The organism is Bacteroides clarus (genome assembly GCF_015555825.1).
GTDB classification, from domain to species: Bacteria; Bacteroidota; Bacteroidia; order Bacteroidales; family Bacteroidaceae; genus Bacteroides; species Bacteroides clarus.
Window position 1 is genome coordinate 83,241 of record NZ_JADNLF010000002.1, and the last position, 25,258, is coordinate 108,498.

Here is a 25,258-nt window from a genome sequence, read left to right on the forward strand (position 1 = left end):
TATTATTATAATTTGTAATTTAGAGACTGTTTCTTACCGTTTACTTTCACCTCTACTTCCAGTCCGTTTTCATTGAATGCTTTGTTTTTGAACTTGGCAGATAATTTGGGGGCATCTGCACTGTTCTTAATCGGACAGATAACGGTAATGTAACGTACGGCATCTTCGCTGTCTTTCTTTGCGTTGAACGATACATTCATACGGTTGTAGCGTTTGCGGTAAGCGGTTGAACACCAGCCCGGCTCTTTCTTCATAGTCATACCTTCGGGACCGAAGCACTGCAGTTTCATGTTGCTTCCTTCTTCAAACTGAGTAACGAAAGTCATGTCTTCGCGGCTGTTGGCGATTTTGCCTTTCGGCATCTGATAGTGTAGGTTGATAGAACCCTTCTGGCTTCCTACCATTTCGTCTACAATTACGAAGTAGCTGTTGTCTACGAAGAATACGGAACGACGGTGTTTCAAGTTTTTGTAGCTCGGGTTTTCGGTAACCAATATCTGTACATTACCTTCCGGCTGCCACAGTTTGGTTACAGATTCAGTCTGATCCAGATTCTTGTTGTTCAAGGTTACGGTGTTGTGTACGCAAGTCTGACGGTGCCAGTTACGTTGTTCCATTACTTCTCCTTCACCGGCGTATACATAAGAACCGGAATCGGGGAACAGGTTCTTACCGTTGAACCAGAGTTCGAAAGTACCGTTATCCGGTTGGCAGTGCCAGAAAGCTTTCGGGCCGGCCTTTACAACCATTTGTGTGGCATCCGTTCCCCAAGAGTTACGGAATACGAAGAAACCGGATTTCAAGAAACCTTTAGAGAGATATTCGGGCAATGTACCTTCTTTACCATCGGTTGCCAGATACTTGATGAACTGGTTCTTCGGGAACATCTTGCTCCAGCTACGGTAGTTCTTCAGCATTTCTTTCTTATTGGTCAGCTTAGCATCGCTGAAGCACGGGTTGGTATAGTCAGGGAAAGAAATGTTGGCATAGAATACAATCATGTTTTCAATTGTATTCAGGTATTCTTGCGGGAACTCGTTGCGGAAACCGTTCAAGTCGGCAATGTTCAATGCTTTACAGAAGATATTGATGGCAGCGAGGTGATAATGCGGGTCAAGCTCGAACTGTCCGCCGTCATTGTATACCTGTACATTGATTTCACGGTTCATGATGTCGATACCGCTCTTTCTCCAGGCAGCTGCTTCTTTGAATTCGGGGAAGAAAGCTCCGGCATAAATCATACGCTGTGCTTCGAACAGCAGGTGATTACCTTGCTTGGAATAATTACCCAATATATGTATGGCATGTTTGTGATAGTTTACCAGGAACTCAGTCAGGAACTCCGGTGTGAAAGAGGGAGACGGGAGGAACAACTGGAACTGTGAGGTCTGGTCTTGCAGACGGTTGCTCACTTCCAGCGGACGCCATGCGAAGCGTACATTCTCTGCGTCATCTTTCAGTTGGGTATTGCCTGTCAGTTCATATTCGTTCTTGTTTATCTTCACCAACGGGTTTTTCTTAATCCAGTCAATGTATTGCTTCGTCCATTCGGCGGCATATTTTTCGTCACCGCTTACACGATAAGCCTTACCCATGGGAGTAAACCATTTGTGGCGGTGCAACTGCCAGCGCAATTCGTTATCTTTCACCGGCCAGTATCTCCAGTCGATGTCTTCACCGTAATTGAATGACGGTTGATAACCTTTGTGAGCAAAGAATGTATGCTGTAGAGCATCATCCGCCATTTTCTGGTCATCTTTGCTGATAGTCACTTTCTTAAGGTTGATGTCCGGAGTTTTCACGTTGGTACGTGCGCGGTAGTAGTCGAGTAATGCTTTGGCCGCATCGGCGTCTTTGCCTTCCTGATGCAAAGTCTTTACTTTCTCCAATCCGGGATAGTCCAGATTAAGGAGCGAGAATACCTCAGTCTTCAGTTCCTGGGCATTTGCTTTTCCAACGAAGCAAGCAAGGGCCAGCAGGACAATATATTTGAAAGTCTTATTCATAATGTTTGTCGATTTATAGTTCAGGTATTAGAGATTTTTATAGCTGATGCCTTTCAAATCCATGAAACGCTTCAAAGCTTCCATATAGTAGTAGTCCGCATAGTTCAGCGGAGTATCGATTTCCGAACCGTTAGGCAATGAACCGGTAGAGTGCATAAGGATGAATCCCTGGTTGTCGCCAACCTTTGCCAGATAAGCGTCGCTTGACAGGCTCTTCAATATTTTCTCTGCGTAGTCCAGATATTTCTTTCCGTCGGGTACCATCGTGCTCAGCTCTATCAGGGCGGAAGCGGTTACTGAAGCGGCAGATGCGTCACGCGGAGTTTCCTCGGTTACGGGAGCGTCATAGTCCCAGTAAGGAATAGCGTCGTCAGTCTTAACGCGATCCATAATCATGTCAGCCACTTTTACGGCGAAGTTCAGGAAAGTAGTGTCTTGTGTTTCGCGATAGCAAGCAGTATAGCCGTATACAGCCCATGCTTGTCCGCGTGCCCATGAAGAGTCGTCGTTCTTGCCTTGGAATGTTTGTTTCTTTTCTACCGTACCATCGTTGTTGTAGCTGACTACGTGCCAGCAAGTATAGTCGGGGCGGAAGTGGTTGTTCATGGTAGTCATTGCGTGTCTGACGGCAATATCCTTATAAGAGTTGTTACCGGTTGCTTTGGCTACATTGAACAGGAGATCCAGGTTCATCATATTGTCGATGATAACGGGGAAGTTCCAGGTTCCGAAGTCCCATGAACGGATAGCTGAAATGGAGTCATTGAAACGTCCGCACAAGTTGTCGGCGGTTTCTTTCATTACGGCTGCAATGGTATCGTTAGGAGCCAGACGCTCTGCATTACCATAGCTGCAATTTACCATGAAGCCCAAGTCGTGCGTACCGGTGTAGTAACGAACGGGGTTCAGCAGGTTAGTATATTGAATAGCCCATGTTTTCAGTGTATCGTTGCCCGTCAATTCGTAAGCATACCATAAAGAGCCCGGGTAGAAACCGCTGGTCCAGTCATAAACGCTGCATAGGCGGCGTTTTCCCAGTTGGTCGGCTGCGGGGTGCGCGCGTAAAGAATCTTTGAAGGTTTCTTCACCTCTTTCTAATTGGCGGCACAGGAAGTCCATGTCATAGCCTGTGCGAATAGAACGCGGCAACATATTAGTGGATGAGATTTCTTCTGCGGTTAATGTTAATTGTGCAGAAGCTACGTCCAGGCCTTTTTTAATCCAACTGTAGTCTTCCTTAGGCTGTGTCTGGCATGATGCAAAAGTCAGCGCACCCAAAGCTAAGAGAACAAGTTTTTTTTTCATGTTATTCGTTTTTAATGTAATTGATTTTAGTAGGTTTTGTAACGAAAGCAAAGCTAACGGATTTTTTATAGTTTTTGTAGTAAGAATGTTGAAAAGGCAATTAATCCGCGTTCTTCGAATGTCACTTTTGTTGAAAAGAGTTTAGATAATCTCCAATATGCCTCGGGTAGGGGCATATTGGAGATATATTTAGGGTGATTGTTACCAACCCGGGTTCTGTTCAAACTGGGTACACAAGTCCATTTCGCGTTGCGGGATGGGCATGAGCTCATGTTTGCCTTCTTTGGTATAGTCGTATACTACGTAGTTGGGAATGGGGTTTTTCGCTTTGTCTATATCGCTGTTGTCCCACCATTCGTTTAAGGCTGTATGGGTCTTTTCAATTGTTTCGAAGTAAATGCCCCAACGTACGAGATCAAGACGGCGATGTCCTTCGAACGCCAGTTCGTAAGCACGTTCTTTTTGAATGGCTTCGCGGAATTGCGCTTGGTCCATACCTTGGGTCAACTTGTAACCGTTGGCACTATTATAACCGCGTTTACGTACTTTTTCGATAGCGGCATACGCGTCTGTTGTCGGACCACCTTTCCATTCGTTCAAAGCTTCCGCATATAGCAACAGTACGTCGGCATATCGCAATACGTACCAGTTTACAGTGGATTTATCATTGTTGACGAACGGTACGCTTTCCATATACTTGTCAATGTCCCACTTGGCTGGTGTATAATTCTGCTTTTCTTTTGCAGATTTTTTTTCATTTAAATCCTTTTCTAAAGCTACATCTTTGGAATCTGTATATTTGCCTGCCAAATAAACATCGCCGAGATACTGTATGCCTGCTTTGTCATCATTATGACCGTGCTTATAGTTGGCGATAGATAAGTCTAATCGCCTGTCGGGGCTTATGCGGTTATCTACATCAACTCCAACGGCTCTTCTCCAGTCAAGGACGAACGAGTGTACTACTTGTACGTTGGCAGCAGTACTTCCGCTTTTGCCGGCTTGAGTTGTAGTTTTCACCCCATTCCATTTGCCGATACGGCCTACAGGATCGCTACCCCCCGAATATGTAGGAGAGTAGAAAGATATTTCAATCAAACTTTCCGTTGGGTCCCAAATGCCATTACAAGTGTTTTTCCACAATTGTTCGTAGTCGTTCAGTAAATCGTGTTTACCTGATTCAACCAAGATACGTGCCGTCTTTGCAGCGGCTTCCCACTTGCTCTCGTCTCTCAAAGGGTATCCTGCCCAAGTAGCGTACACTTTAGCAAGCAAGCCGAGCGCTGCTCCTTTGGAGAAACGATAGTCATTACTGCTGCGGTAATGGTCGTCTGTTGCATACGGCAGTATGTCGCAAGCATACAGCAGGTCTTCTTCGATGAACTTATAGACGTCTACCGGGTCGGCTTGTATCAGTGTCGACGGATGCTGGTGAGACATGGCGGTGTTTGTCATCAAAGGAATATGGCCCCAGCGGCGAACCAACTCAAAGTAGTATAAGGCTCTCAAAGCTCTGGCTTCGGCGATGTAAATGGTGGCCAAATTCTTGTCTGTTTCATTGTATGACTCCATTTTCACGGAAACTCGTTCCAAGAAGTCGTTGGCATTATATATTCCGGAGTAGAGTGATGCCCATGTAGTCTGCACCTCAGCTTGCGAAGCGTAGTAAGCGTTGGTAGGCAAGATACGGAAGTTCTCGGTGGTACTTCCTTCTACTTGTGAAATATCGGTTCCCATGGAGAAGTAGATAGAGAGATGATAGCCATACATACCGTCTTCTACGGTAGTGCGGTATACACCAAGCAATACGTCCTGAGCCTCTTTGGCGTCATTCATATATTTGTTTTTTTCTACTTCGGTACTGCTTTCTTCTTCCAGCGAGCAGGCGGCGGGAAGAAGGCACAAAGCTAAAAATCCTATATAGTATATAAACTTTTTCATATTATCTTTATTTTACGGATTAGAATTGAAGGTCAAGTCCCACTGTAAATACCCGGCTCTTAGGATAAGCACCCCAGTCCAGACCCGGCATCATCGGATTGTTCAGGCTGTTTACTTCGGGGTCGTAGCCGCTGTAGTTGTTCAGGCAGAATAGGTTCTGACCGGTGACATATACGCGGAGACGTGAAGCATGGAATTTATTTGTCCACTTCTTCGGCAAGGTATACCCCAACGTCAAGTTTTTCAAACGCAAGAAAGAACCGTCCTCAACAAAGCGTGAGTATACGTCGTTAGTGATGTAACCTCTTGTGGAAGGAACCAGATTGGAAGCATTCGTTTCGCTCCAACGGTCTGCCACTTCGGCAAGCATGTTACGGCGTCCGCTTCTGGATTGTGTGGCATACAAACGGGTAGCGTTGTAGATGTCGTTGCCATAGTTGAACTGGAACATGAAACTCAAGTCGAAACCTTTGTATTCAAAAGTATTGGTGATACCACCGAACCATTTCGGCATAGCGTTACCAATCACTGTACGGTCATTGGTCGTGATGTCACCGTCACCGTCCTGGTCTTTGTACTTCACTGCACCGGGGCGTGCACCGTTGGCGTCGCCTTTGATGCCGGTGTTGTAACGTGAGTTTTGTGTAATGCCCGGTTTCAATGTCAACTTACCGTCCGTATCGGTATAGAAATCATCGTATTGATAAATACCATCAAATTCATATCCGTAAATCAGACCTAATGATTCGCCCACTTTAGCAATATAGTCATAGCCTGTAAAATTGCTATCAAAGCCGGAACGTGCATACATGTGGCTTGCGCCGTCTGCCAATGCCTTCAGTTCGTTACGGATGAACGAGATGTTGAAATTGGTACTCCATGTAAAGTCTTTAGTCTGTATATTCGTAGAAGATATGCTTAACTCAATACCTCTATTCTGAATTTTACCGATGTTCTGCCATTGCGAAGTAAAGCCAGTGGCTTGTGCCAACGACTGTGCCAACAGCAAGTCTTTAGTATTTTTGATAAAGAAATCTGCGGTAACATTCAAGCGATTATCTAAGAAACCTAAGTCAAGACCTAAATTGACAGAACTAGAACCTTCCCATTTCAAATTGGAATTCTTGAGCTGCTTAGGAGTAAGTACGGTTACAGTATTGTTGCCAAGGCCATACTTAACGTTTGAGTACATATCCAAAGAAAGGTAGTTGCTGATACGGTCGTTACCCACGATACCCCAACCGAAACGCACTTTGAAGTTCGACAGCCATTTGAGGTCTTTCATGAAAGCCTCTTCGGATACACGCCATGCAGCGGAGAATGAGGGGAAGAAACCCCATTTATTCTTGTTGGAGAATACGGTAGAACCATCGGTACGTACCGTAGCCGTCAGCAAGTAGCGGTTGTCATAGTTGTAGTTGGCACGAGCAAAGAAAGAGAGTAATGTCTTGTCGTAATAATCAGTGTTTACTTTACTCGGAGTAGCTCCCAGACCTAAGTTATCGTTACCCAGATTATCGAACGGGAAGTCCATCGCTTCGCCCAACAGATATTCGGAACTTCTGAAAGAAACTTCATGCGCCAACATTACATCATAGTTGTGCTTCTTTACTTTATCTTTCCATGTCAGTGTATTGGTATTGGTCCAGCGTACATCGCGTCCCATTTGTGTACGACCGTAAGGTTTCTGTCCGTTACGGTATGCTTCTTTCGAACCATCGCGGTAGAATATGTCCGTACGGTTATTGGTAGTATTGTAAGAACCACTGGTCTTGAATGTCAGGCCTTTGATGATTTGCCAGTTTATGGATGCATTTGCTGACCACATCTCTGCACGCTTCTCGTTGGTTACTGATTCGGCTTGTTTTACGGGGTTTACCTGTGCGAGGCTCTCGCCGGATGCCAACATTTCGGGGTCGATGGCAGACGCCAGCAGTTCTTCATTTGTCATCTTCAAGCCGCCTGTGGGACGTGCACTCAAGATTTGTGCCAGCATATTGAAACGTCCAGAATCACCTGATGTACCCACACCCTTACGGTTGGTCATTGCATAGTTTACCGTGAGGTTGAAAGACAGTTTCTTGTTGATTTTCTGGTCTAAACGGAATTTGGCGGTAGTTCTGTCGAAACCGCTGTTCTTAAAGATACCGTTTTCTACGTAGCGTGAGAGTGAACCGTTATATTTGGTATTGTCGGTACCGCCCATGATAGTTACGTTATGGTCTTGAGACCAAGTGGGGTTGAATGTTTCGCCTTGCCAATCTACTCCGGTTACGCCGATGTAGTCATCGAGTGATTGATATTTGTAAGGAACTCCTTCTGTTTCATCACCTGTTTTGTAGTAGGTATCTGTGAATTTTGCGTCAACATCGCCTTGCAATCTTGCAAATTCGTACGGAGAAAGCACGTCTAATGTCTTTGAAATCTTACGGTATGTAGCCGAGCCGTTGTAGGTAACGGTTGTTTTGCCTACTTTGGCAGATTTGGTGGTAATCAAAACTACACCGTTGGCGGCACGCGCACCATAGATGGCGGAAGATGAAGCGTCTTTCAATACTTCGATAGATTCGATGTCCGAGTTGGAGAGGTAATCGATGTCCGATACTTCAAAACCATCTACAATATAAAGTGGAGAAGCGTCTCCCGTCAATGTTCCTACACCGCGGATGCTGATGTTGAAGCCTGCGCCCGGGGTACCGTCGGTAGAGGTGATTTGTACACCGGCAATTTGACCTCCCAAAGCTCCGGCTACGGAGCTTGTCTGAAAGCCTTCAATGTCTTTGGAAGCTACGGAAGCAACAGAACCTGTCAAGTCGCTTTTCTTCATGGTACCGTAACCCACAACTACTACTTCGTCCAGTGTTTTGCTGTCGGGGGTCAGCTGAATAGTTACCTGTGTTTTACCTTGCAGGCGTACTTCTTGCGTCAAATAACCGATATAGCTTACTACCAGTGTAGCGTTCTTTTTGGCTTTCAGGGTAAAGTTACCGTCAAGGTCGGCAGCAGCACCGGTGGTTTCGCCTTTCACTTGCACGGTGGCACCAATCAAGGGTTCTTGATTCTCGTCAAGCACAGTTCCTTTTACTGTCACACCTTGCGCAAAGGTGATAATGGAGACGAGGAGAGCCAAGAGGGTGATGTACCCTCTTTTGCTCAGTGTGTGATATGTTGGTTTATACATAATTGTATTGTTGTTTTAAGTTATTCAAAATTTTCATCAAACCATAAGATGAGCGAATATTGTGATGCACATAAAGTTCCTTTGTCAAAACCTTCTAGGCTATTATTTAAAGTGAATCTCATATTTCCTAACATAGCTCCATATGGATATTTGCCATCGGCTGCTTGCCATACAGCTGGGTTAATAATTACTTGATATCCATCACTGGTTGGTTTTATGTATGCTGCTTTGGTACTTTGTGCATCTACTTCTTCAGCTTTATGGTCATAGTAGCGGAATGGTGTGTTGGTAGTTAGTGCTACACCAACATTAGACCATATTTGATTCAGTAGATTGGTTGCAGATGTATTATCCCCTGTTCCATGTCCGGCATTGTCATCGAAGTTACAATAAGAAAAATTGTCTCTGTAATCCCAAATGAAATTTGATTGGTAGTTAGTTAACTGCTCAGTATATAAGCTGAAATTAGTCTGAACTCCTTCTCTGGTATCTGCTCCAATAACATGCATTTCTGTTTTAAAAGGGGTATATCTACCAGTTTTGGGATTGACTTTTATCACAAATGGTGTACAGAGCAATGCATAATTAATCTTATCTTTGTCTATAATATGGGTATATCTTATTGTAGTTGGTTTAGGGGTGCTGATAAAAATAGGTATATTTTTAGTTACAGCAGGGGCTCCATTTCCTTTGGCTGTGACAGCTATTTGGAAAATGCACCCTTTTGCATTGTTACTTCCATCTGCAAAGTTCTTGTTCGATTTTAAATTTGTGAAATATATGGTACCATCCTCTTTTACCTCAGCTCCTTTAATGATGTTTTCATGTCCAATAAAATTGTCACGTAAAATTTTATATGTAAATGTTGTATTAGTATTATCTTCTACCATTTTTATTTTTCGGCGAGGAATATCTATAACATCTCTACCCTGAATAAACCGGAATTGATTTCTGTTTTCAGGATTTTTCTCTTCGTAGGTATCCGTATCGATAGGATTCGTTTTATTACCATCTGTATTAGCTGGAATGTTATTCTCTACATTAGTTCCCCAACTTACATATTCAAAATCATTCGGATTTGGAACCACATTTACTTCAAGTGCTGCTACTACACCTTCTTCATTCTTTTTATTGCTAACTCTGACTTTAATTTCATGTTTTCCTGCGCTTAAAGTCTGTTTGTCCATAATTGCAATCTCTCCGGTAGCTGAATTCAGTGTGATAAATTCTTGCGCTATCTGTGCTTTAATTTCCTCAGTATTACTTGCATCAAATACAAATGTAGGAGCACCACCAACAAAATTTTGATCGACTTTATTATTTTCGGCTTTACCACCTAATTGATAAAGTTTGTTTATTGGAGTATATTTGAAAGTTTCGGGCTGAATTGGATCAATGAATGCTACAATTTTTACAGAGTATACACTCTCAAAGTCCTTACTACCGTATGTATTGCTTGCTGTAATAGTAAATATATAAGGAGTTTCGCTGATTTCCAAATTGTTACCTTCAGGGATGCTAATTTGCCCAGTTGCTTCATCAATAGTGAATGCAGTTGTTTCAGGAGTTACAGATTTAATGGCAAACTTCAGATCTTCTTTCGAACCTGCAATGGTAGGTACGACAGACTTATTTTCAGAACCTGCTTCAAATAGGTCAGGCAATGCTTCTTTTTCCATATAGAATAAATCTCGTGGTTTGGAAACAACTTTAAAAGTTACAGCATTGTCATACATATGTTCACCTGCCTTAGTAGTAAGCTTTAAATCTAATGTATAGCTTTCTCCTGCAATCAGTTTGTCTTTTTCGCTTTCGCGGATGATGATCTTCCCTTTAGTGTTGGGGTCGAAAGTGAAGTAAGCCAAATAAGGTTTTGCTTCATTTTGTGCAATAGCATACCCCGTGATACTTACGTGTTTATCTGCTTCGGTTGTTACTTGCGCACTGGATTCCGCCCAATTGTCTTCGTCTTGGTTCACCAAAACTTCGGCAGGCTCTACAGTTACCCCCTCAGGTACAGCAAGTAACATATTTACCTGTATAGCATCTTTGAAATCAAAGAATTTACCGTTAGAATAGCAGCCTACGCTGATACTGTATAAACCTGAAGACATCTCTTTGGTGTTTTGTATGGTGATTTCACCAGTCTCGGGATTGATCACAAAGTTGTCGTTATTACTGAAAGATTCATCGTCAAGTGTAATTTTTGTGATTGTAAAATCATAAGGTGCACTACCTTTATAGGCAGGTGATTGTAATGTGTATGTCGACATACCCGGACCTATATCCGTCACTCCCATGTAATAGAGAATAAAGCCCGTTGAATCCGTAGTCTCCGTCTTGTCACAAGAGACACAGAACACAGTTAATGCAGCTACCATCAGAACTCGTAGCATGCTGAATGTGCTTAACAATTTAGATTTCATATTTTGAAAGTTATTGGTTTATTATAAAGTATAAGATAAAGTCTTAGTTTTTCCTTCAACTGTAACATTTACAGAAACACTGTTGTCGGTACATTCACCGAATGTAGCTTTAATCTCTTCATTCCCTGTATATTTATCTACCGGAAGAATAACAGTGATGAAACGGGTTGTTTCATTGGCTTTTTTATTGGAATTTATATAATAGGCAGTGCGTTCGTTGTAGCCATCTCCTGCTGAACTTGAGAATGAAACACGTCCATTTCTTGTTGCACCCTTTATGAAGTTGTCATCAGTAATGGTACGTACAATGATATTATTGTTTGAAAATACTGTATGTGCACCTTTCGCTTGTTCATCTACAACTACATCCTCTTTTTTGTCACATAAATGAAAGTTCAGGTACAACTCTCCTGCTGCGTTACCGATACCTTCATCCACTAATACAAAGTATGATTTATCTACATAAAATACAGAGCGGCGATGTGTTAAGTTGTCGTAACCTTTATTTTCGAATACTAGTACATCATTGTCTGCTTTTAAAAGTTTGCCGGCAGCATATTTAAAGTCTGATGCTTGATTGTTCTTTTTATCTATTATCTCTACTTTTCCTAAAGTCAGTGTGTTATGATTTTCACTATTACGGAACCATAAACGATCTTGCCCATCATTTGAATCAAGGTTGTAGTTGTAACTATAAACTCCAGAATCTGGGAAGAAATTACGTCCATTGATGTAGAGTTCAAATGTTCCGTTGTCGGGTTGGTTATGGCTCCAACGGTCTAAGTTGGTAGATATGTCATTACTCTTGTTATTGCTGAAAATCATCACTGTTGATGACGTTTCCCAACCGTTGCGCATTACATAATAACCTGCGTCTTCAAATACTTTTATTTCAGTGTCGGGGTGGCTTCCTTGAGGAGTGTTGCCATTGACGGCTGTTGCCATATATTTGAATTCTTCGCTGTCTGGGAAGAGCTCAACATATCTATCGAAGTTTTTAGAAATAGTAGAACGTTTCCAGTTGCTTTTCCAAGAATCGTTAAAGCCAGGTACAATGTAATCATTGTCAGGACCTGATTTAAAGTAGTTAGGGTAGGTAAAGTGTGTTAAAACTTCTGCTGCCTTACGGAGGTGTTCATTGAAATCAGGGTCTAACTTATTTGTAAGATTGTTGGCTTTGGTCAGTCTTATTGTTTCATAAAAATCGGCTACGGCAGAAATATGATAGTGGAGTGACATTTCTTTATGCCAACCGTCGGACATAAATTGATTTTTTACTTCTGCATTTGCAATGCTGTACCCCTTGTCCATCCATGTTTGAGAATTTTTAAATTCAGGTATCAGTATACCGGCAGTAATCAACGCCTGTCCTTGTGTTACTAAAATATTACCACTTGATTTATAGGGGTATTTTACAAGGAAATCCGCTTGTTCAGCAAATGATGCAAGGAATGTGGTGAGCCATTCAGGGGTAAAGTTGTCGGAGTGTTTGAAGTATTCCAGCAACTGCACCTGGTCGATAAGGCGAGTTGCTACTTGGAGTTGCCACCACGGGCCTTCTCCTATTTCTGCTTCAGTAGCGGGTTGCGGGTTTTGTGCAATCCAGTCGCCGTACACTTCTATCCATGAATTGATGTATTTTTCATCACCACTTACACGATAAACTTTAGCTTGGGGAAGAAACCATTGATGGCGGTGAAGTTGCTTCGGGTATTCTGTATCATTTTTAGGATTATTCGCCCAGTTGATTGCGCCGGCTTTACCTACAGAATAAGGTTTTCTGTCTTCGACTTTACCATCGTAGTAACCTTTAACATAGAAACGATACTCTAACGCGAAGTCGGCGGTTTTCTGGTCGCCGTCATTATAGCTGTTACCGTCTTTGTCTTTAGTGTCTTTTTTGAGTTCAATGTTTACTAATGATAATAACGGGTTTTCTGCATTTTTTCTCATGCGATAGTATTCCAGCAATGCACTTGCCGCCAGATAATCCTCTCCTGCCTCATGGTGTTTTTTTACTCTCTCCAGACCGGGATAGTCGAGGTTGAGTTGGTCAAATACGGCAGCATTCAATACTGCGTCCTCTTTGTTCTCAGGGGTCAATTCCGGATTGGTGTTGCCACCTGCTAAGAAATCTTCTTCATCGTCAACGCATCCGGAGAATGCACATAATGCGAACAAACAAATAAAAAGAGTGTTCTTCATACTTAAGTTGATTTTTATTAGTAAAAGTTTAATTTTTCTTGCCGCAAATATATTACATTGAATTTTAAATAATAGTATATCTTGTTTATCTTTTTTTTGAAATCAGAATTTTATTATCAAAGTTGTTGAATGAAATATTAGATTTGTCTAAAAGAGTGGCGTAAGATGCTCTGAGAGGGTGATTTGGGTGAATAGGACAGTGTCGGATTATACTTGTTTTATCAGATTATCATCGTAGGAAAACAGGATATTATCATAGGAAAATAATGTTTGCTCATACTTCCTTCACCCTTTTACTTCCTCCTATTCATAGGGGATAACGGGTGAAACCTGATTATATAAGTGCCATTAGTGTCGGCGTATAGCAGTACTTGAAACGCCACACCTTATCTCCCCAAAGTCCGGGCATTTGCTTGGCAAACCGCAGGCATTATGAACGTTGAGGTGTGGCATTTTACTCGTAAAGACGTGGTGTTTCGGGTGCTGACGTGTGGGGTTATTACACGTAAAATCGTCTTGCAGGATGAACTTATTCATCCTGCAAGACGAATAAATTCATCTTACTAGCTAAACCTTTTCGTCCCATGGGATGAATATATTTATTCCATGGTTTCACCCGCTATCCCGCATGAATAGGAAGAAGTGGAAGGGTGAAAGGCGGGAATGTATAAACTTCATCAGAGAGCTTATACATTAAACTTTTATCCTTTAGCTTTCTTTATATACTCCGTCGGCAGGCAACCCACATACTTCTTGAAACATGTTGCAAAATAAGACGACGAATTAAATCCTACCATACTGCTGACTTCGGCCACTGTATAACGTCCGCTTTTCAGCAGTTCCGTCGCTTTCTTGAACCGGATTTTGCGGATAAAGTCAATAGCGGATTCTCCGGTAATCGCTTTTAGCTTCAAATGCAGGTTGGAACGGCTCATATTCATTTTCTGCGCAAATTCATCGGTGGAGAATTCGATGTTGTCTATGTTCTCCTCTACAATGCTCACGGCACGTTTCAGCAACTCTTCGTCCATGGCGTTGAAAGTAATTTTCTCCGGTTCCACTTCCAGTGACTTGGCATACTTCTCGAGCATGTGCCGGCGGGTACGCATCATGTTCTGTATCTTTGAAGTGAGGACGGTAATGGCGAACGGCTTGGAAATATAATCATCCGCACCCACTTGCAAGCCTTCCAACTGGTCTTTTATATCGGTTTTGGCAGACAGAATAATGACCGGAATGTGGCAAGTACGGATGTTCTGCTTGATATTCTTACACAGTTTGATTCCGTCCATTACAGGCATCATAACGTCGGTGATGATGATATCTACCTCATTATCTTTCAGCTTCTCCAGCGCTTCTTCACCGTTTCCGGCTTCCAGAGTATTGAACAACCCGGCCAAGCCGCTGCTGAGATAATGGCGTATTTCCTGATTGTCTTCCACAATAAGGATAGTGCCGCGTTTTTTGTCACCCGTCTCTATGGCCTCACTTTCCATTTTCTCCGTATCGATGAAGTACATGTCTTTGGAGTTGGTGGAGTACACCTGCTCTTCTTCCTTGGAAGCATTGGAGTCCGCCCGTTCCGAAACTTTATAGACGGACAAGTCTTGCGGCAGATAGACGGAGAACGTGCTTCCCTTACCCTCTTCGCTCTCTAATTCGATGTGCCCGTGATGTAAATCTACCAGGCGTTGCACCAATGAAAGGCCGATTCCGCTTCCTATATGCTGGCTTTCTATCTGATAGAAACGTTCGAACACCTTACCCTGCTTGTTGATGGGGATACCGATACCGGTGTCGCTCACTTGCAGTATCAGGCAGTTGTTCTCCTCTTTCAGGGTAACGGTGATGCTCTTTCCGTTATCCGTATATTTAAAGGCATTGGATAACAGATTGTTGACAATCAGTTCCAGATAGTTCGGGTCGAAATACTCCTCTTTATCTTCCAGCTCGGAGTGGAAAGCATAGTGTATCTCTTTGTGGCGTGCCAGCTTGTCATAATACAGGAAGTTTTCGCGTATTAGGCGATATGCGTTGCCTTTCTTTATCTTCAATTCGAAAACACCGAGTTCCGCCCGGCGGTAGTCCATAAGCTGATTGACAAGATGCAGCAGGCGATTGGCGTTCCGCTGGATGTATTCCAGCTGGTTGCGGGTCCAACGGTCGTTGATTTTGCTGATAACCTCTTGCAGCGGTGCCAGAATCAGGGTAAGCGGCGTGCGGAGCTCATGTGAAATATTAATGAAGAAACGCATCTTCATCTGGTTGATTTCTTCACGGTGTTCCTTGTCTCGGCGTTCTATTTCAAGCTCCGCTTCCATATTCTTACGCAGCCAGAAGAACCGGAATACAAACGTAATGAACCCGATGGAAGTGGAGAGGAACAGCAGGATAGCCCACCAGGTCTTGTACCATACGGGCAGTATGACGATTTCCAGTATGGTAGGCGTGGTATTCCATTTGCCGTCGTTGTTGGCGGCTTTCACCATGAAGTGATAAGTGCCGTGCGGCAGGTTGGAGTAGGATACCGAGCGCCTGTCCGTGAGGTAATACCATTCTTTGTCGTAACCGTCTAATTTATAGGCGAAAGTATTATGCTGTCCGGAAATGTAGTTTGAAACGACAAACTCCAGAGAAAACGCTGTCTGCCAGGATTTCAGCGTGATGCTTTGCGTGTCGCTGATGTTCTTGCTCAAAATACCGGTTTCGTCGTCGGGACGGACGGTTTTGTTGAACAGTTGTAACTTGGTGATTACTACCGGCGGAGTATAGGGGTTGTCCAGCAACAGCTCCGGGCGGAATGTGGTAAGGCCGTTTATGCCTCCGAAGTACATTTCGCCGTTGGAAGTACGGTAACAGGAAGATGTATTGAACTGGTTGCTTTGCAATCCGTCCGCTTCGGTAAAGTTGCGGAACTTCTCCGTTTCAGGGTTGAAACATGAGATACCCCGGTTGGTGCTCATCCACAGGCGGCCGTAAGAGTCTTCGAGTATGCCGTAGACCACGTTGTTGGGCAGGCCGTTGGCTGTGGTGTACCGCTTAATCCGCTTCTCCTTCTCGTTGAAACAGTAGAACCCTTCGCGCGTACCCACCCAGATTAAACCGTTGGCCGCTTCATAGATATAATTGGTGAATGCTTTTGTAACAGTGGATTCGGGCAGAATCGCCGCTTTCTGTATAGACGTTCCATGCTGTTTGAATACGGATATACCCTCTTCCCCGCCTATCCAAAGGCGCTTTTGAGAGTCCCGGAACAGGGTTGTAATCTTTTGAAGATTCATTGGTGTCCCGTCGCTTTCTTGCGTGACGGTGGTAAAGCTCCGCTTCTCCGGATTGAAGTGTACCAAAGCGCTTAATGTACCTAAGAGGAAGTTATTCTCTCCGTCGGGCAGAATGGCGTATACGTTTTCGTTGATTAAACGGCTGTTGCGTTGGTTGAAGTTCTCTATGCGTCCGCTGTTGCGATGCAAGATGCTTAGACCGCCGGCGTGTGCGCCGATGTAGACCAATCCTCTCGGCTCATCCACATATACGGACTTGATGTTGTTGGAACCGAAACCATCTTCACGCTGGTTTTCCTGCAATGCGTAATGGACGAATTGCTGGGTATCGGGGGTGTATAGGTTCAGTCCGCCGTCATTGGTTCCTATCCACAGGTTTTTCTGCCTGTCTTCAACGATACAGCTTACGACATTATCACTCAGCGAGTTTCTGAAAGGAATACGCTCGATGTTCTTGAAGCGGTTGCGGATGGGGTGGTAATAGTTCAGTCCGCCGAAATAAGTGCCCAGCCACATACCGCCTTGCGAGTCCATGAAAATGCTGCGCACCGAGCGTTGCGACAGGCTGCCGCTTTCTACGGGATTGCTGCTGTAAGACATGAAAGAGTCGTTTCCTTCATGGTAGATATTGAGGTCGTTGAAAGTACCTATCCATAAGCGGTTTTGCGAATCCAGCGCCAATGAACGGATGTAATTGGAGCTGATGGACTGTGGATTGGAAGGGGAATGTCTGTATATCTTGACTTCCCGGGTTTTAGGATTGATGAGAAGCAGCCCGGAGCCTTCCGTTGCCACCCATATACGGGTGGGGGATTGCTGGAGTATTCCCTGAATCTGCTTGCTGCTCGGTATGTAAGTAAGCTTCTCAAGTTTTTTCTGCGGAACGGAGTAGCAGTACATACCGTCCGACGGCGTACCGATATAGATTTGGTCGCCATGCCTGTACAGGGCGGATGCAATCGTTTTGTGCATTGCCGTACTGAATATGTCGTTGACAAAACGGGATGTAGAAACGTCGAACATCGTCAATCCCTCCAGGGTGCTGATGAGCAAACAGTCCGGTGACAGTTCCACAATACCGTTGACTTGCAGATGCTTGCCGTTCTTTTCATAGAAAAAGTTTTGGAATTTGTCTTTCTCCTCGTCGTAGTACGAAAGGCCGTCGCGGGTACCGATCCACACGCGCCCTTTACTGTCGGTCATCACGATACGGGCTATGTCGTTGGCGATGCTGTTCGGGTCGTTCTCGTCGTGCTGATAAACGGTGAATGCGTATCCGTCGTATTTATTGACGCCGTCGTAAGTGGCGAACCACATATTCCCGAGCTTATCTTGCGCTATGGAGAATACTGTGCTTTGCGATAAGCCGTCCTTAATGGATATATAAGAAAAATTTATTTGCCCCCAGGCTTCCGAATAAGCGTAAGAGACTCCTGCCGTACATAGAAGAAACAGGATGGTTACTATCTTTTTAAGGTTACTCATTATTAAACCGTAAAATTTATGATGCTTCAAAGATAGTAATATCTTTCAAAATTTCTATATCTTATGGTGGATTTACACAAATATAGGGTTTTCTGAAACAAATAGGGGGTGGGTATGAGGGATAGCTTTCGTACTTTTGCAGCGTAATTTAAGTTTAATATCAAATAGGATGAAGAAAAACATTTTTGTTATCTGCATGGTGATGGCAGCAGGTTGCACGGCAACGCTGACTGCGCAAACCAAAGGCTCTGAAACATTGGTTCCCTTGACCAAACGGGTAAACGTTCAAGCTGATTCAGCGCGTATCGATCAGGTTATAGACGGATGCTGGGTAGCTGTCGGCGCGAAAAAGGAGCATGCCATTCAACGGGATTTTACATGTTTGTTCAACGGCAAACCGTCTTATCGTTTTGAGCTGCGTGAAGAGGATAATACTTTGGAAGGGTACGGAAAGGGAGAGACCAAAGGCCGTGCCGAGTTCTCTTATTGTTATGCCACCTCGGCCGATTTTAACGGATTGCCGGCGGATGCTTACCGGAAAGCGCAAATCACCAAGACCGTATATCATCACGGAAAAGGTATTTGTCCGCAAGGAGCGTCACGCGACTATGAGTTCTCCGTATATATTCCGTCTGCGCTGGATAGCAATGTGTCTACCATTTTTGCCCAATGGCACGGTATGCCCGACCGTACGCTTGTGCAGACTCCTGAAGGTGAAGTGAAAAAGTTGACGGTTGACGAGTTTATAGAGCTGGATAAGACCACTATTTTCAAAAAGAACACCGGACATGAAAAAGTGGCGAGACTGGATAAGCAAGGAAATCCGATGAAAGATAAAAAGGGAAATCCTATCTATAAGGCCGGAAAGAAGAACGGTTGGTTGGTAGAGCAAGGCGGTTATCCGCCGTTAGCTTTCGGATTTTCCGGCGGCTGGTTTTATATCAAGGCCAATTCAGACCGCCGTTGGCTGACCGACAAGACTGACCGCTGTAACGCCAATCCGGAAAAAACTCCGATAATGAAGCCTGTGACTTCTGAATACAAGTCGTCTACAATAGCTTATAAGATGCCTTTTGCCGATTTCCCCAAAGACTGCTGGGTTACTTTCCGCATTCATATCGACTGGACTACTTATGGCAAGGAAGCCGAAACCATTGTGAAACCGGGCAAACTGGACGTACAAATGGAGTATACCGACAAGAAGAAAACCGTTAAAGAGCATATCGTGAATAATGAAGAAATTCAGATAGGCCGTAATGACGATGACGGTTACTATTTTAAATTCGGCATCTATCGTGTAGGTAACAGTACAGTACCGGTATGCTATAACTTGGCCGGATATAAGGAAGAGTGATGAGTTATAAGTTATGAGTTATAAGTGATTAGCGATTAGTGATTAGTGATACCCCCGATTCACAATTCCCTTGCTTACAACCAATCCTTAATCACTTATAACTCATAACTTATAACTTATCACTCCTTTCTTTCTGCTTTGTATGATTTGCCAACGATAGACCAGGCAAGTGGTGAGGAAGTAAATGCCTGTTTGTATCCATAAAGCCTGATATTCGAACGATACTTCGTTGAGAGTGGCTCCCATACTGTTGATGCGTACATAGCCGTTGATTCCGAAAGTAGAAGGGAAGATATAGGAAAAATATCTCCAGAATTCGGGCATTGCAGCGCCCGGCCATGAAATGCCGGAGAGGAACAATAGCGGTACGGAGGTAAATACAAACAATAACATACAGGTTTCCCGGTTGCGTATGGCAATGGATGCCGTCATCGCAAAGAAGATGCAAGCCGCCAGATAGGGCAGGGCGAAGAGAGTCAGCACACCGGGAATCGCTATCTGGTTGAGGCTGAAAAGGCGGGGAACCACGCATAATATATACACAGCCACTAGCGAATATACCATAAAATAACTCAATCCTTTTCCCATTACGATACGGAGCGTACCGTTATAATGACGGTTAATAGGGACCAAATCTTTGAACCGGTTTTGCTCGCGGGCGGTTCCGGCGGATAAGCCGATGCCCAGCAGGAGCGTTTGCTGTATAATCAATATGAGTACGGCAGGTATCAGAAAAGCGGCAAATCCATTGGTCGGGTTGAAGATGGCTACGTCTTCGTATTCGATGGGGTAGGCTGTTATTTCATCCTGACGGGCGGTGGTGTTGCCGGCGCGTTTCATTTTAATGTCTGCATTCATGGCGAGCGACACGTTGGTGTTGGCTGTCAGTAATGCCTTGTAGTAAAGCAGTCCGCTCATATCGCAGAAAATACTGACTTGTGTCTGTTTGCCCCGGGCTATGTCATCGCTGAAATGGGCGGGTATGTAAATAATACCGTAAGCTTTGCGGTCTTTCAGCATGAGTTTGGCTTCTTCCATATCGGCGCAATGAGCCACAATGCTTGTTTCCGGACTGGCGTCTACTTTCCGGAGATACTCCCGGCTCAGTGAACTGCGTGAGTTGTCCACGACTACGGTAGGCACTTCACGAATTGTTTCGTTGGTATAGATGAAAGAGTATATCAACGGATACACCAACGGGACAAGCACAAAGAAAATCAGCACGCCTTGATCGCGAAAGGTGGTGCGGAATTCCTGCTTCCATATATAGAACAGGTCGTGTATGCCTTGTACGACTTTCTGTTTGAACGTCAGCTGTTTCATCAGGGTACGTATTTATAGTATATCAATGCTTCTTTCAGCCTGTGGGCAACGAGGAAGGGAAGCATCATGAAAATAAGCAATGCCACATAATTCATCCATGAGTAAATCATGGGATAGCCGTTTAGAGCCTGGTCTACATAGATAAGGAAGTAGTGGCGCAGGGGGAATAAGTTGGCCAAACCTTGCAGTACGGGGTGCATCGCCATAGCCGGGAACGACAGTCCGCACATGGAGAACGACAGCACGCCCCATAAGGAAGCGAAGCTCAGTCCCAAACGCAGTGTGGGGAGGGTGCCTATCATCAGTATGCCCATGCCTTGCGAAGCCAATACCAGGCAGAGGGTGGCGAACAGCATCGGCAATATTCCGCTGTTGCAGGGGAAGTGCAGGAAGCCGTACAGATACACATTATATAATATACCCATAAGGAAGAATACAGCCGTGTGGGGCAGCAGCTTTCCGGCAAGGGAAATCCAGATGGAGTTGTTACCCGTACGCAACCATTCGCGGGCGGTACGGTCTTTGATTTCTACGCCGATGGAGTAGACGGTTATCATAAAGATGAGCAGCATCAGTACGCCCGGAGCAAAGGTATTGCACAGGTATACGGAATAGTTCAGCCACGGATTGTTCAGCGGGTGAGTATCGATGACAATCGGTTGCAGGAATGCCATCGCCTGGTCTTCGGTAGCGCCTTTGGCATATAGTGCTGTGCGTGCGGCGGCTCCGGATGCCAGTTCGCTCATCATCTTCATGTCTTTAAAGAGTAATGAACCGGCTATGAGCAACGTGTTGTTGGTATAGAAAGATACTTTGGGCTGCCGCTGGGCTTGTGCTTTGGCGGTTGTCCCTTCGGGGATGTAATAGAAGCCGTAAATCTCTCCTTTCTGCATGGCGATACGCGCATCGGCGATAGTGGGGTAGTGAGCTACGACTGCCGTTTGCTCGAAAGCGTCCAGATTACGTACCAGTTGGCGTGAGGTGGTAGTCATATCCTGGTCTACCACGCCGACCGGCATATCGGTGGGCAAACCGGAATCCATCAATGTCGTGAAGAATATATAGCAGAATAGGGGCGCTACTACCATGCAGAACAGGTAGAGCGGGCGTGAAACGAGACGGCGAAACTCACGTTTCATCACATTCCACAAGGCCATGTATTTATTGTTCTTCTCCATTGTCGTTCTCTCACCTTATCACTTTACCACCTTATCATCTTTGTACTACCTCATCACTTTTTCAATATCACGCTCATTCCCGGACGCAGCCCTTCTACTTTCTCCTGCGGAGACGCCTTTACTTCGAATGTTTTTAAGTCGAATTGTCCGGTAGTCTTGGTGGCTTTCCAGGCGGCGTATGTGCCGAGGTCTTTCATGTAGTATACTTTCAGCCGGATGTTCCTGTCAAGAGCGGGGATGAAGGCTTCAAATTCGGTTCCCATACCTAATCCTTGCAATAAATCCTCGCGCACATTGAAAGTGACCCACATGTCGTCCATAATGGCGATATTCATGATGGGGGCACCTGTACCCACCAACTCGCCTGTTTTGGGGAATATCTCGGAGACTTCACCGGCGGTTTGGGCTATCAGGTAAGTCTCCTTAATGTATGACTCTACCTCGGCGACGGCCCCTTTTGCCCGTTCCACCAAAGCTGCCGCGGCGGCCTTGTCCTCACGTTCCGCCCCGTTCTTTGCCATGGTGTATTGGGCTTTGGCGGCTTTCTCGGTGGCTTGCGCGGCATCGCGCTGGGCGGTAACTTCATCCAGCTTTTGGGCGGACATTACTCCCTGGTCGTGCAGGTTCTTTACACGCTTGTACGATTTCTCTGCTATGGCAAGTCCTGCTTGGGCTTTCTGCCACATTTCGTAGGCTGCCTGTATTTGTTCTTGGCGGGCGCCTTTCAGCGCCTTTTCGTTTTGGGCTTGCGCGGCGGCTTCGGCGGCACGTGCCTGCTCCAGTTTCGCCTGTACGTCCGGAGCTTCAAGAATGGCAAGCGTATCTCCGGCCTGTACGCTTTGTCCCTCTTTCACCCGGAACTCCAGGATACGTCCCGGCACTTTGCTAGATACGCGGTATTCTGTTACTTCCGCCTGGCCTTGTATGATTTCCGGTCCCTTGCGCAGCATGAAGAAACCCACCAGAGCAACGATGGCAATCACTCCCGTTAAAGTGAGGAATGCCAGCAACATGTTACTGTTTTGTGATTTTGTATTCATTTTATGATTTCAGATTTATAATTTTCAACCCTTAAACTTCCCGTTGCCTTCTTTAAATAGATGTCCGTCAGTTTCACGTCTATTTGGGCGTCTATCTTCTCCGACTGGGCGGACAGCCAGGCGGTATGCGCTTCCAATACGTTGCTTGCCGGGATTACTCCTTCCTCGAATCCGAGGGTGGCGTAGCGTAAGTTCTCATCTGCCTTTTCCAGGTTCTTTTCGGCCATGATAAGTTTCTTGGCTGCTTCGTTTACTTTGAAAACCGATTGGCTGACTTGCAGTTCTATCTTTTCTTTGGCGTCGTCCAGTTGATATTGGGTGATACGGGCTTCGGACTTGGCGGCTTTTACTTTATAAATACCTTCTCCCCAATGCCAGATAGGTACACTGACCATGACGCCTACATTCCACATACCTTTGAATTTGTTCTCAAAGCTGTTGAATACGGAAGGATTCGTTGCCATATAGTTTCCGATGAGGGCTACGGACGGCAGGAACTCCGAACGGGTGACGTTCGCTTTCTGCTTGTAGATTTGAGTGGCGAGTTCCAGGCTGCGTACTTCCGGGCGTGTGGCATATACATTATTTATATCGATACTGCTGTTGTCTGCCGGAGTAAGGGTTAAGTCGTTCTCCTTTTCATCCGCTAAAGCAATGGGGGTACTGAGGTCTAATCCGCATAGCTGGCATAGCAACATTCTGGAAAGGCTTAAACCGTCATCCACTTTTGTCAGTGTCATTTCGGCTTCGTTTACTTTTACTTTGACAGACAATCCGTCCGCTTTGGTAGCTACTCCTTCGGCAATCATCTTGTCTACATCACTTTCCAGCTTTTGCAAAAGTTCAAGATAGCCTTCCGCCAATTTCTTTTTATTGGCGAGAGATACGACTTGCCAATATGCCTGGTCGGTACTTAGAATGACTTCCTGCATCCCGCTGTTGTGCTGTTGGCGCGCCAGTTCTTCGGCATATCTGGTAATCTTGTTATAAGCGCGTATTTTACCTCCCATATACAATGGCTGGGTCAGTGTCAATGCCCCGGCGTACATGTTACGTGTGTCGGTACGGAAGGCATCGACAAGCGACTGTCCTAATCCATTCAGCGGAGTGGCAATGTCTATGTTGCCCAATGACCGGACGAGCGCCATGAATTGCGGGTTTTGTGTCAGTTGCGGGTATTGGGTTATCATACCTTGAATACCGTTCTGTAACGCGCCGCTTACTTGTGTTCCTACGGAGCCGAGCGCGCCTTTCTGCGCATCATTCAGCAGAGAAAACTCTTTTTGATTGCGCATATATCCGCCGGTAGCGGATATTTGGGGCAGATAGCTCGTGAACGCCGCTTTTTTCCGGTAGTGCGCCGCTTTGATTTTTTCCTGACCGATCAGCAGTTCCTTGTTATTGGCAATTGCCAATGCACGGCAACTATCCAAGCTTAAAACGTCCTGTGCAACCGCTGGAAGCGTCAGGCAGGTCAAACAGATGAAACAGAAGAACTTTTTCATTGTATCTATACATTAGAATAGTAGTGAATCCGTTGTTTAATAAAGCAACAATAATTGCATAAACAACGATGCAAATGTATAGGGTTTCAATGATATTGCAAAATAAATTAGGGCTTTTTTAGAACTTAATCCAAGTTGAACGATTGAGAGCCGATGAGCGTTCCGTCCGAGAATATATCTATGCGATAGCTTCCCGCATACAGAAACTCTTCGACATCCCAATAAACCGTAACATGCTGTTCTTCGCCGTTATACTCTATATATTTCTTGATGGAGTATACCAGTTCGCGATTTTCATACGGGAATGTGTTGGAAGCGCTTTTGCTCAGTACGTCATTATCCGGTTTGGTGATACGGACGTAGAGCGTGCGTTCTCCGGTTTCGGCGGTTATATTCTTGACGATTGTGAAGTTGATTTTCAGTTTAACGACGTCTTTCACCTTTTTGGCTGTTTTACCTCGTTTGTTGGTAGCCTGGATGTTGATGTTCGTAGCATCCAGCTGAGCTGCGAGCGTAACCTTTTTATTCAGGTTTTTCTTTTCTTCGGAAAGGTTGCTGATTTGCTGTGAGGCGACGTTATACTTACGGGTGACATCGGCTATCACTTCCTTTTGGTGGGTAGTGAGACGGCTCAGGGAGTCTATCTGGTTGATATAGCCGATCATTACTTTACGAAGGGTCGCCAGTTCTTTTTTCAAGCGGCGAATTTCGGTGGCATTGGTACTTTTTACGGTACGGAGCTCTTCCAACAGACGTTGTGTCTTCAGCTGCTCCTGCTCCAGAAGTACGGAAAGGGAGTCGTTGGAAACGGTAAGTTTCAGTTCGTCATATTGTTTGGCGAAGTCGGTATATTGGTTTTCCAGGTCTTCCTTTTCCAGGTTGAACTCCTGTACCAATTCGTTGTTGGTTCGTTTCTCCGAAATCAATAACACGGTGACGCCTATTAATAATAGTATCAAAAGACTTCCGATGATAATCTGAAGCGTATTTTTTTTATTGGCCATTTTGATGGTGTTTAGTGGTTAGCG

At 44.8% G+C, this 25,258-nt stretch carries 13 protein-coding genes; 1 reads left to right on the forward strand and 12 read right to left on the reverse strand.

All coding sequences use genetic code 11. The features are described from left to right. Positions 1-5 precede the first annotated feature (5 nt). The 7 genes from hepC (I2F54_RS02980) to I2F54_RS03010 all read right to left on the reverse strand — a co-directional run bounded on the left by hepC (I2F54_RS02980) (position 6) and on the right by I2F54_RS03010 (position 17,830). Entirely contained in the window at positions 6-2,006 is a 2,001-nt protein-coding gene (gene hepC / locus I2F54_RS02980) for a heparin-sulfate lyase HepC (RefSeq protein ID WP_195500490.1), read from the reverse strand. Between the two features lie 27 nt (positions 2,007-2,033). Beyond that, on the reverse strand, positions 2,034-3,311 hold the full coding sequence (locus tag I2F54_RS02985; RefSeq protein ID WP_195500491.1) for a DUF4995 domain-containing protein: 1,278 nt from the start codon (positions 3,309-3,311) through the stop codon (positions 2,034-2,036). Positions 3,312-3,512: 201 nt separating this feature from the next. Beyond that, entirely contained in the window at positions 3,513-5,252 is a 1,740-nt protein-coding gene (locus I2F54_RS02990; protein WP_009122757.1) for a RagB/SusD family nutrient uptake outer membrane protein, read from the reverse strand. Between the two features lie 19 nt (positions 5,253-5,271). After that, positions 5,272-8,433 (reverse strand): SusC/RagA family TonB-linked outer membrane protein, encoded by a 3,162-nt coding sequence (locus I2F54_RS02995; protein WP_009122756.1) that lies wholly within the window; start codon positions 8,431-8,433, stop codon positions 5,272-5,274. Between the two features lie 20 nt (positions 8,434-8,453). Beyond that, positions 8,454-10,859 carry a surface glycan-binding family protein gene (locus tag I2F54_RS03000; RefSeq protein ID WP_195500492.1) on the reverse strand — a complete coding sequence of 802 codons (2,406 nt, stop codon included), beginning with the start codon at positions 10,857-10,859 and terminating at the stop codon, positions 8,454-8,456. Positions 10,860-10,880: 21 nt separating this feature from the next. Continuing rightward, entirely contained in the window at positions 10,881-13,064 is a 2,184-nt protein-coding gene (hepC, locus tag I2F54_RS03005) for a heparin-sulfate lyase HepC (RefSeq protein WP_009122754.1), read from the reverse strand. A 701-nt stretch (positions 13,065-13,765) separates the two neighbouring features. Continuing rightward, a complete protein-coding gene (locus tag I2F54_RS03010) occupies positions 13,766-17,830 on the reverse strand; it encodes a hybrid sensor histidine kinase/response regulator transcription factor (RefSeq protein WP_195500493.1) in 4,065 nt (1,354 codons plus the stop codon). Positions 17,831-17,999: 169 nt separating this feature from the next. Here I2F54_RS03010 and I2F54_RS03015 point away from each other — a divergent pair, with 169 nt between their 5' ends. Then, positions 18,000-19,184, forward strand: a complete 1,185-nt coding sequence (locus I2F54_RS03015; protein ID WP_195500494.1) for a heparin lyase I family protein — start codon at positions 18,000-18,002, stop codon at positions 19,182-19,184. A 102-nt stretch (positions 19,185-19,286) separates the two neighbouring features. On the opposite strand, the gene I2F54_RS03020 is transcribed toward I2F54_RS03015, so the two are convergent. The 5 genes from I2F54_RS03020 to I2F54_RS03040 form a co-directional block, all read right to left on the reverse strand. Beyond that, positions 19,287-20,507, reverse strand: coding sequence for an ABC transporter permease (locus I2F54_RS03020; protein WP_009122750.1), 1,221 nt, complete (start codon positions 20,505-20,507; stop codon positions 19,287-19,289). Beyond that, a complete protein-coding gene (locus I2F54_RS03025; protein WP_022219783.1) occupies positions 20,507-21,685 on the reverse strand; it encodes an ABC transporter permease in 1,179 nt (392 codons plus the stop codon). The genes I2F54_RS03020 and I2F54_RS03025 overlap by 1 nt, the downstream gene beginning before the upstream one ends. 53 nt (positions 21,686-21,738) lie before the next feature. Continuing rightward, entirely contained in the window at positions 21,739-22,725 is a 987-nt protein-coding gene (locus I2F54_RS03030) for an HlyD family secretion protein (protein WP_009122748.1), read from the reverse strand. Beyond that, positions 22,722-24,230: a TolC family protein gene (locus I2F54_RS03035; protein ID WP_195500495.1), complete on the reverse strand. Its 1,509-nt coding sequence runs from the start codon at positions 24,228-24,230 to the stop codon at positions 22,722-22,724. Before I2F54_RS03035 ends, I2F54_RS03030 begins: the two co-directional genes overlap by 4 nt. A 125-nt stretch (positions 24,231-24,355) precedes the next feature. Beyond that, entirely contained in the window at positions 24,356-25,234 is an 879-nt protein-coding gene (locus I2F54_RS03040) for a hypothetical protein (protein ID WP_009122746.1), read from the reverse strand. Between the last annotated feature and the right edge of the window lie 24 nt (positions 25,235-25,258).

Bases quoted from the DNA above. Each gene is read 5' to 3' on its own strand.
- hepC (WP_195500490.1), bottom strand. From the start codon at position 2,006: ATGAATAAGACTTTCAAATATATTGTCCTGCTGGCCCTTGCTTGCTTC.
- I2F54_RS02985 (WP_195500491.1), bottom strand. From the start codon at position 3,311: ATGAAAAAAAAACTTGTTCTCTTAGCTTTGGGTGCGCTGACTTTTGCA.
- I2F54_RS02990 (WP_009122757.1), bottom strand. From the start codon at position 5,252: ATGAAAAAGTTTATATACTATATAGGATTTTTAGCTTTGTGCCTTCTT.
- I2F54_RS02995 (WP_009122756.1), bottom strand. From the start codon at position 8,433: ATGTATAAACCAACATATCACACACTGAGCAAAAGAGGGTACATCACC.
- I2F54_RS03000 (WP_195500492.1), bottom strand. From the start codon at position 10,859: ATGAAATCTAAATTGTTAAGCACATTCAGCATGCTACGAGTTCTGATG.
- hepC (WP_009122754.1), bottom strand. From the start codon at position 13,064: ATGAAGAACACTCTTTTTATTTGTTTGTTCGCATTATGTGCATTCTCC.
- I2F54_RS03010 (WP_195500493.1), bottom strand. From the start codon at position 17,830: ATGAGTAACCTTAAAAAGATAGTAACCATCCTGTTTCTTCTATGTACG.
- I2F54_RS03015 (WP_195500494.1), top strand. From the start codon at position 18,000: ATGAAGAAAAACATTTTTGTTATCTGCATGGTGATGGCAGCAGGTTGC.
- I2F54_RS03020 (WP_009122750.1), bottom strand. From the start codon at position 20,507: ATGAAACAGCTGACGTTCAAACAGAAAGTCGTACAAGGCATACACGAC.
- I2F54_RS03025 (WP_022219783.1), bottom strand. From the start codon at position 21,685: ATGGAGAAGAACAATAAATACATGGCCTTGTGGAATGTGATGAAACGT.
- I2F54_RS03030 (WP_009122748.1), bottom strand. From the start codon at position 22,725: ATGAATACAAAATCACAAAACAGTAACATGTTGCTGGCATTCCTCACT.
- I2F54_RS03035 (WP_195500495.1), bottom strand. From the start codon at position 24,230: ATGAAAAAGTTCTTCTGTTTCATCTGTTTGACCTGCCTGACGCTTCCA.
- I2F54_RS03040 (WP_009122746.1), bottom strand. From the start codon at position 25,234: ATGGCCAATAAAAAAAATACGCTTCAGATTATCATCGGAAGTCTTTTG.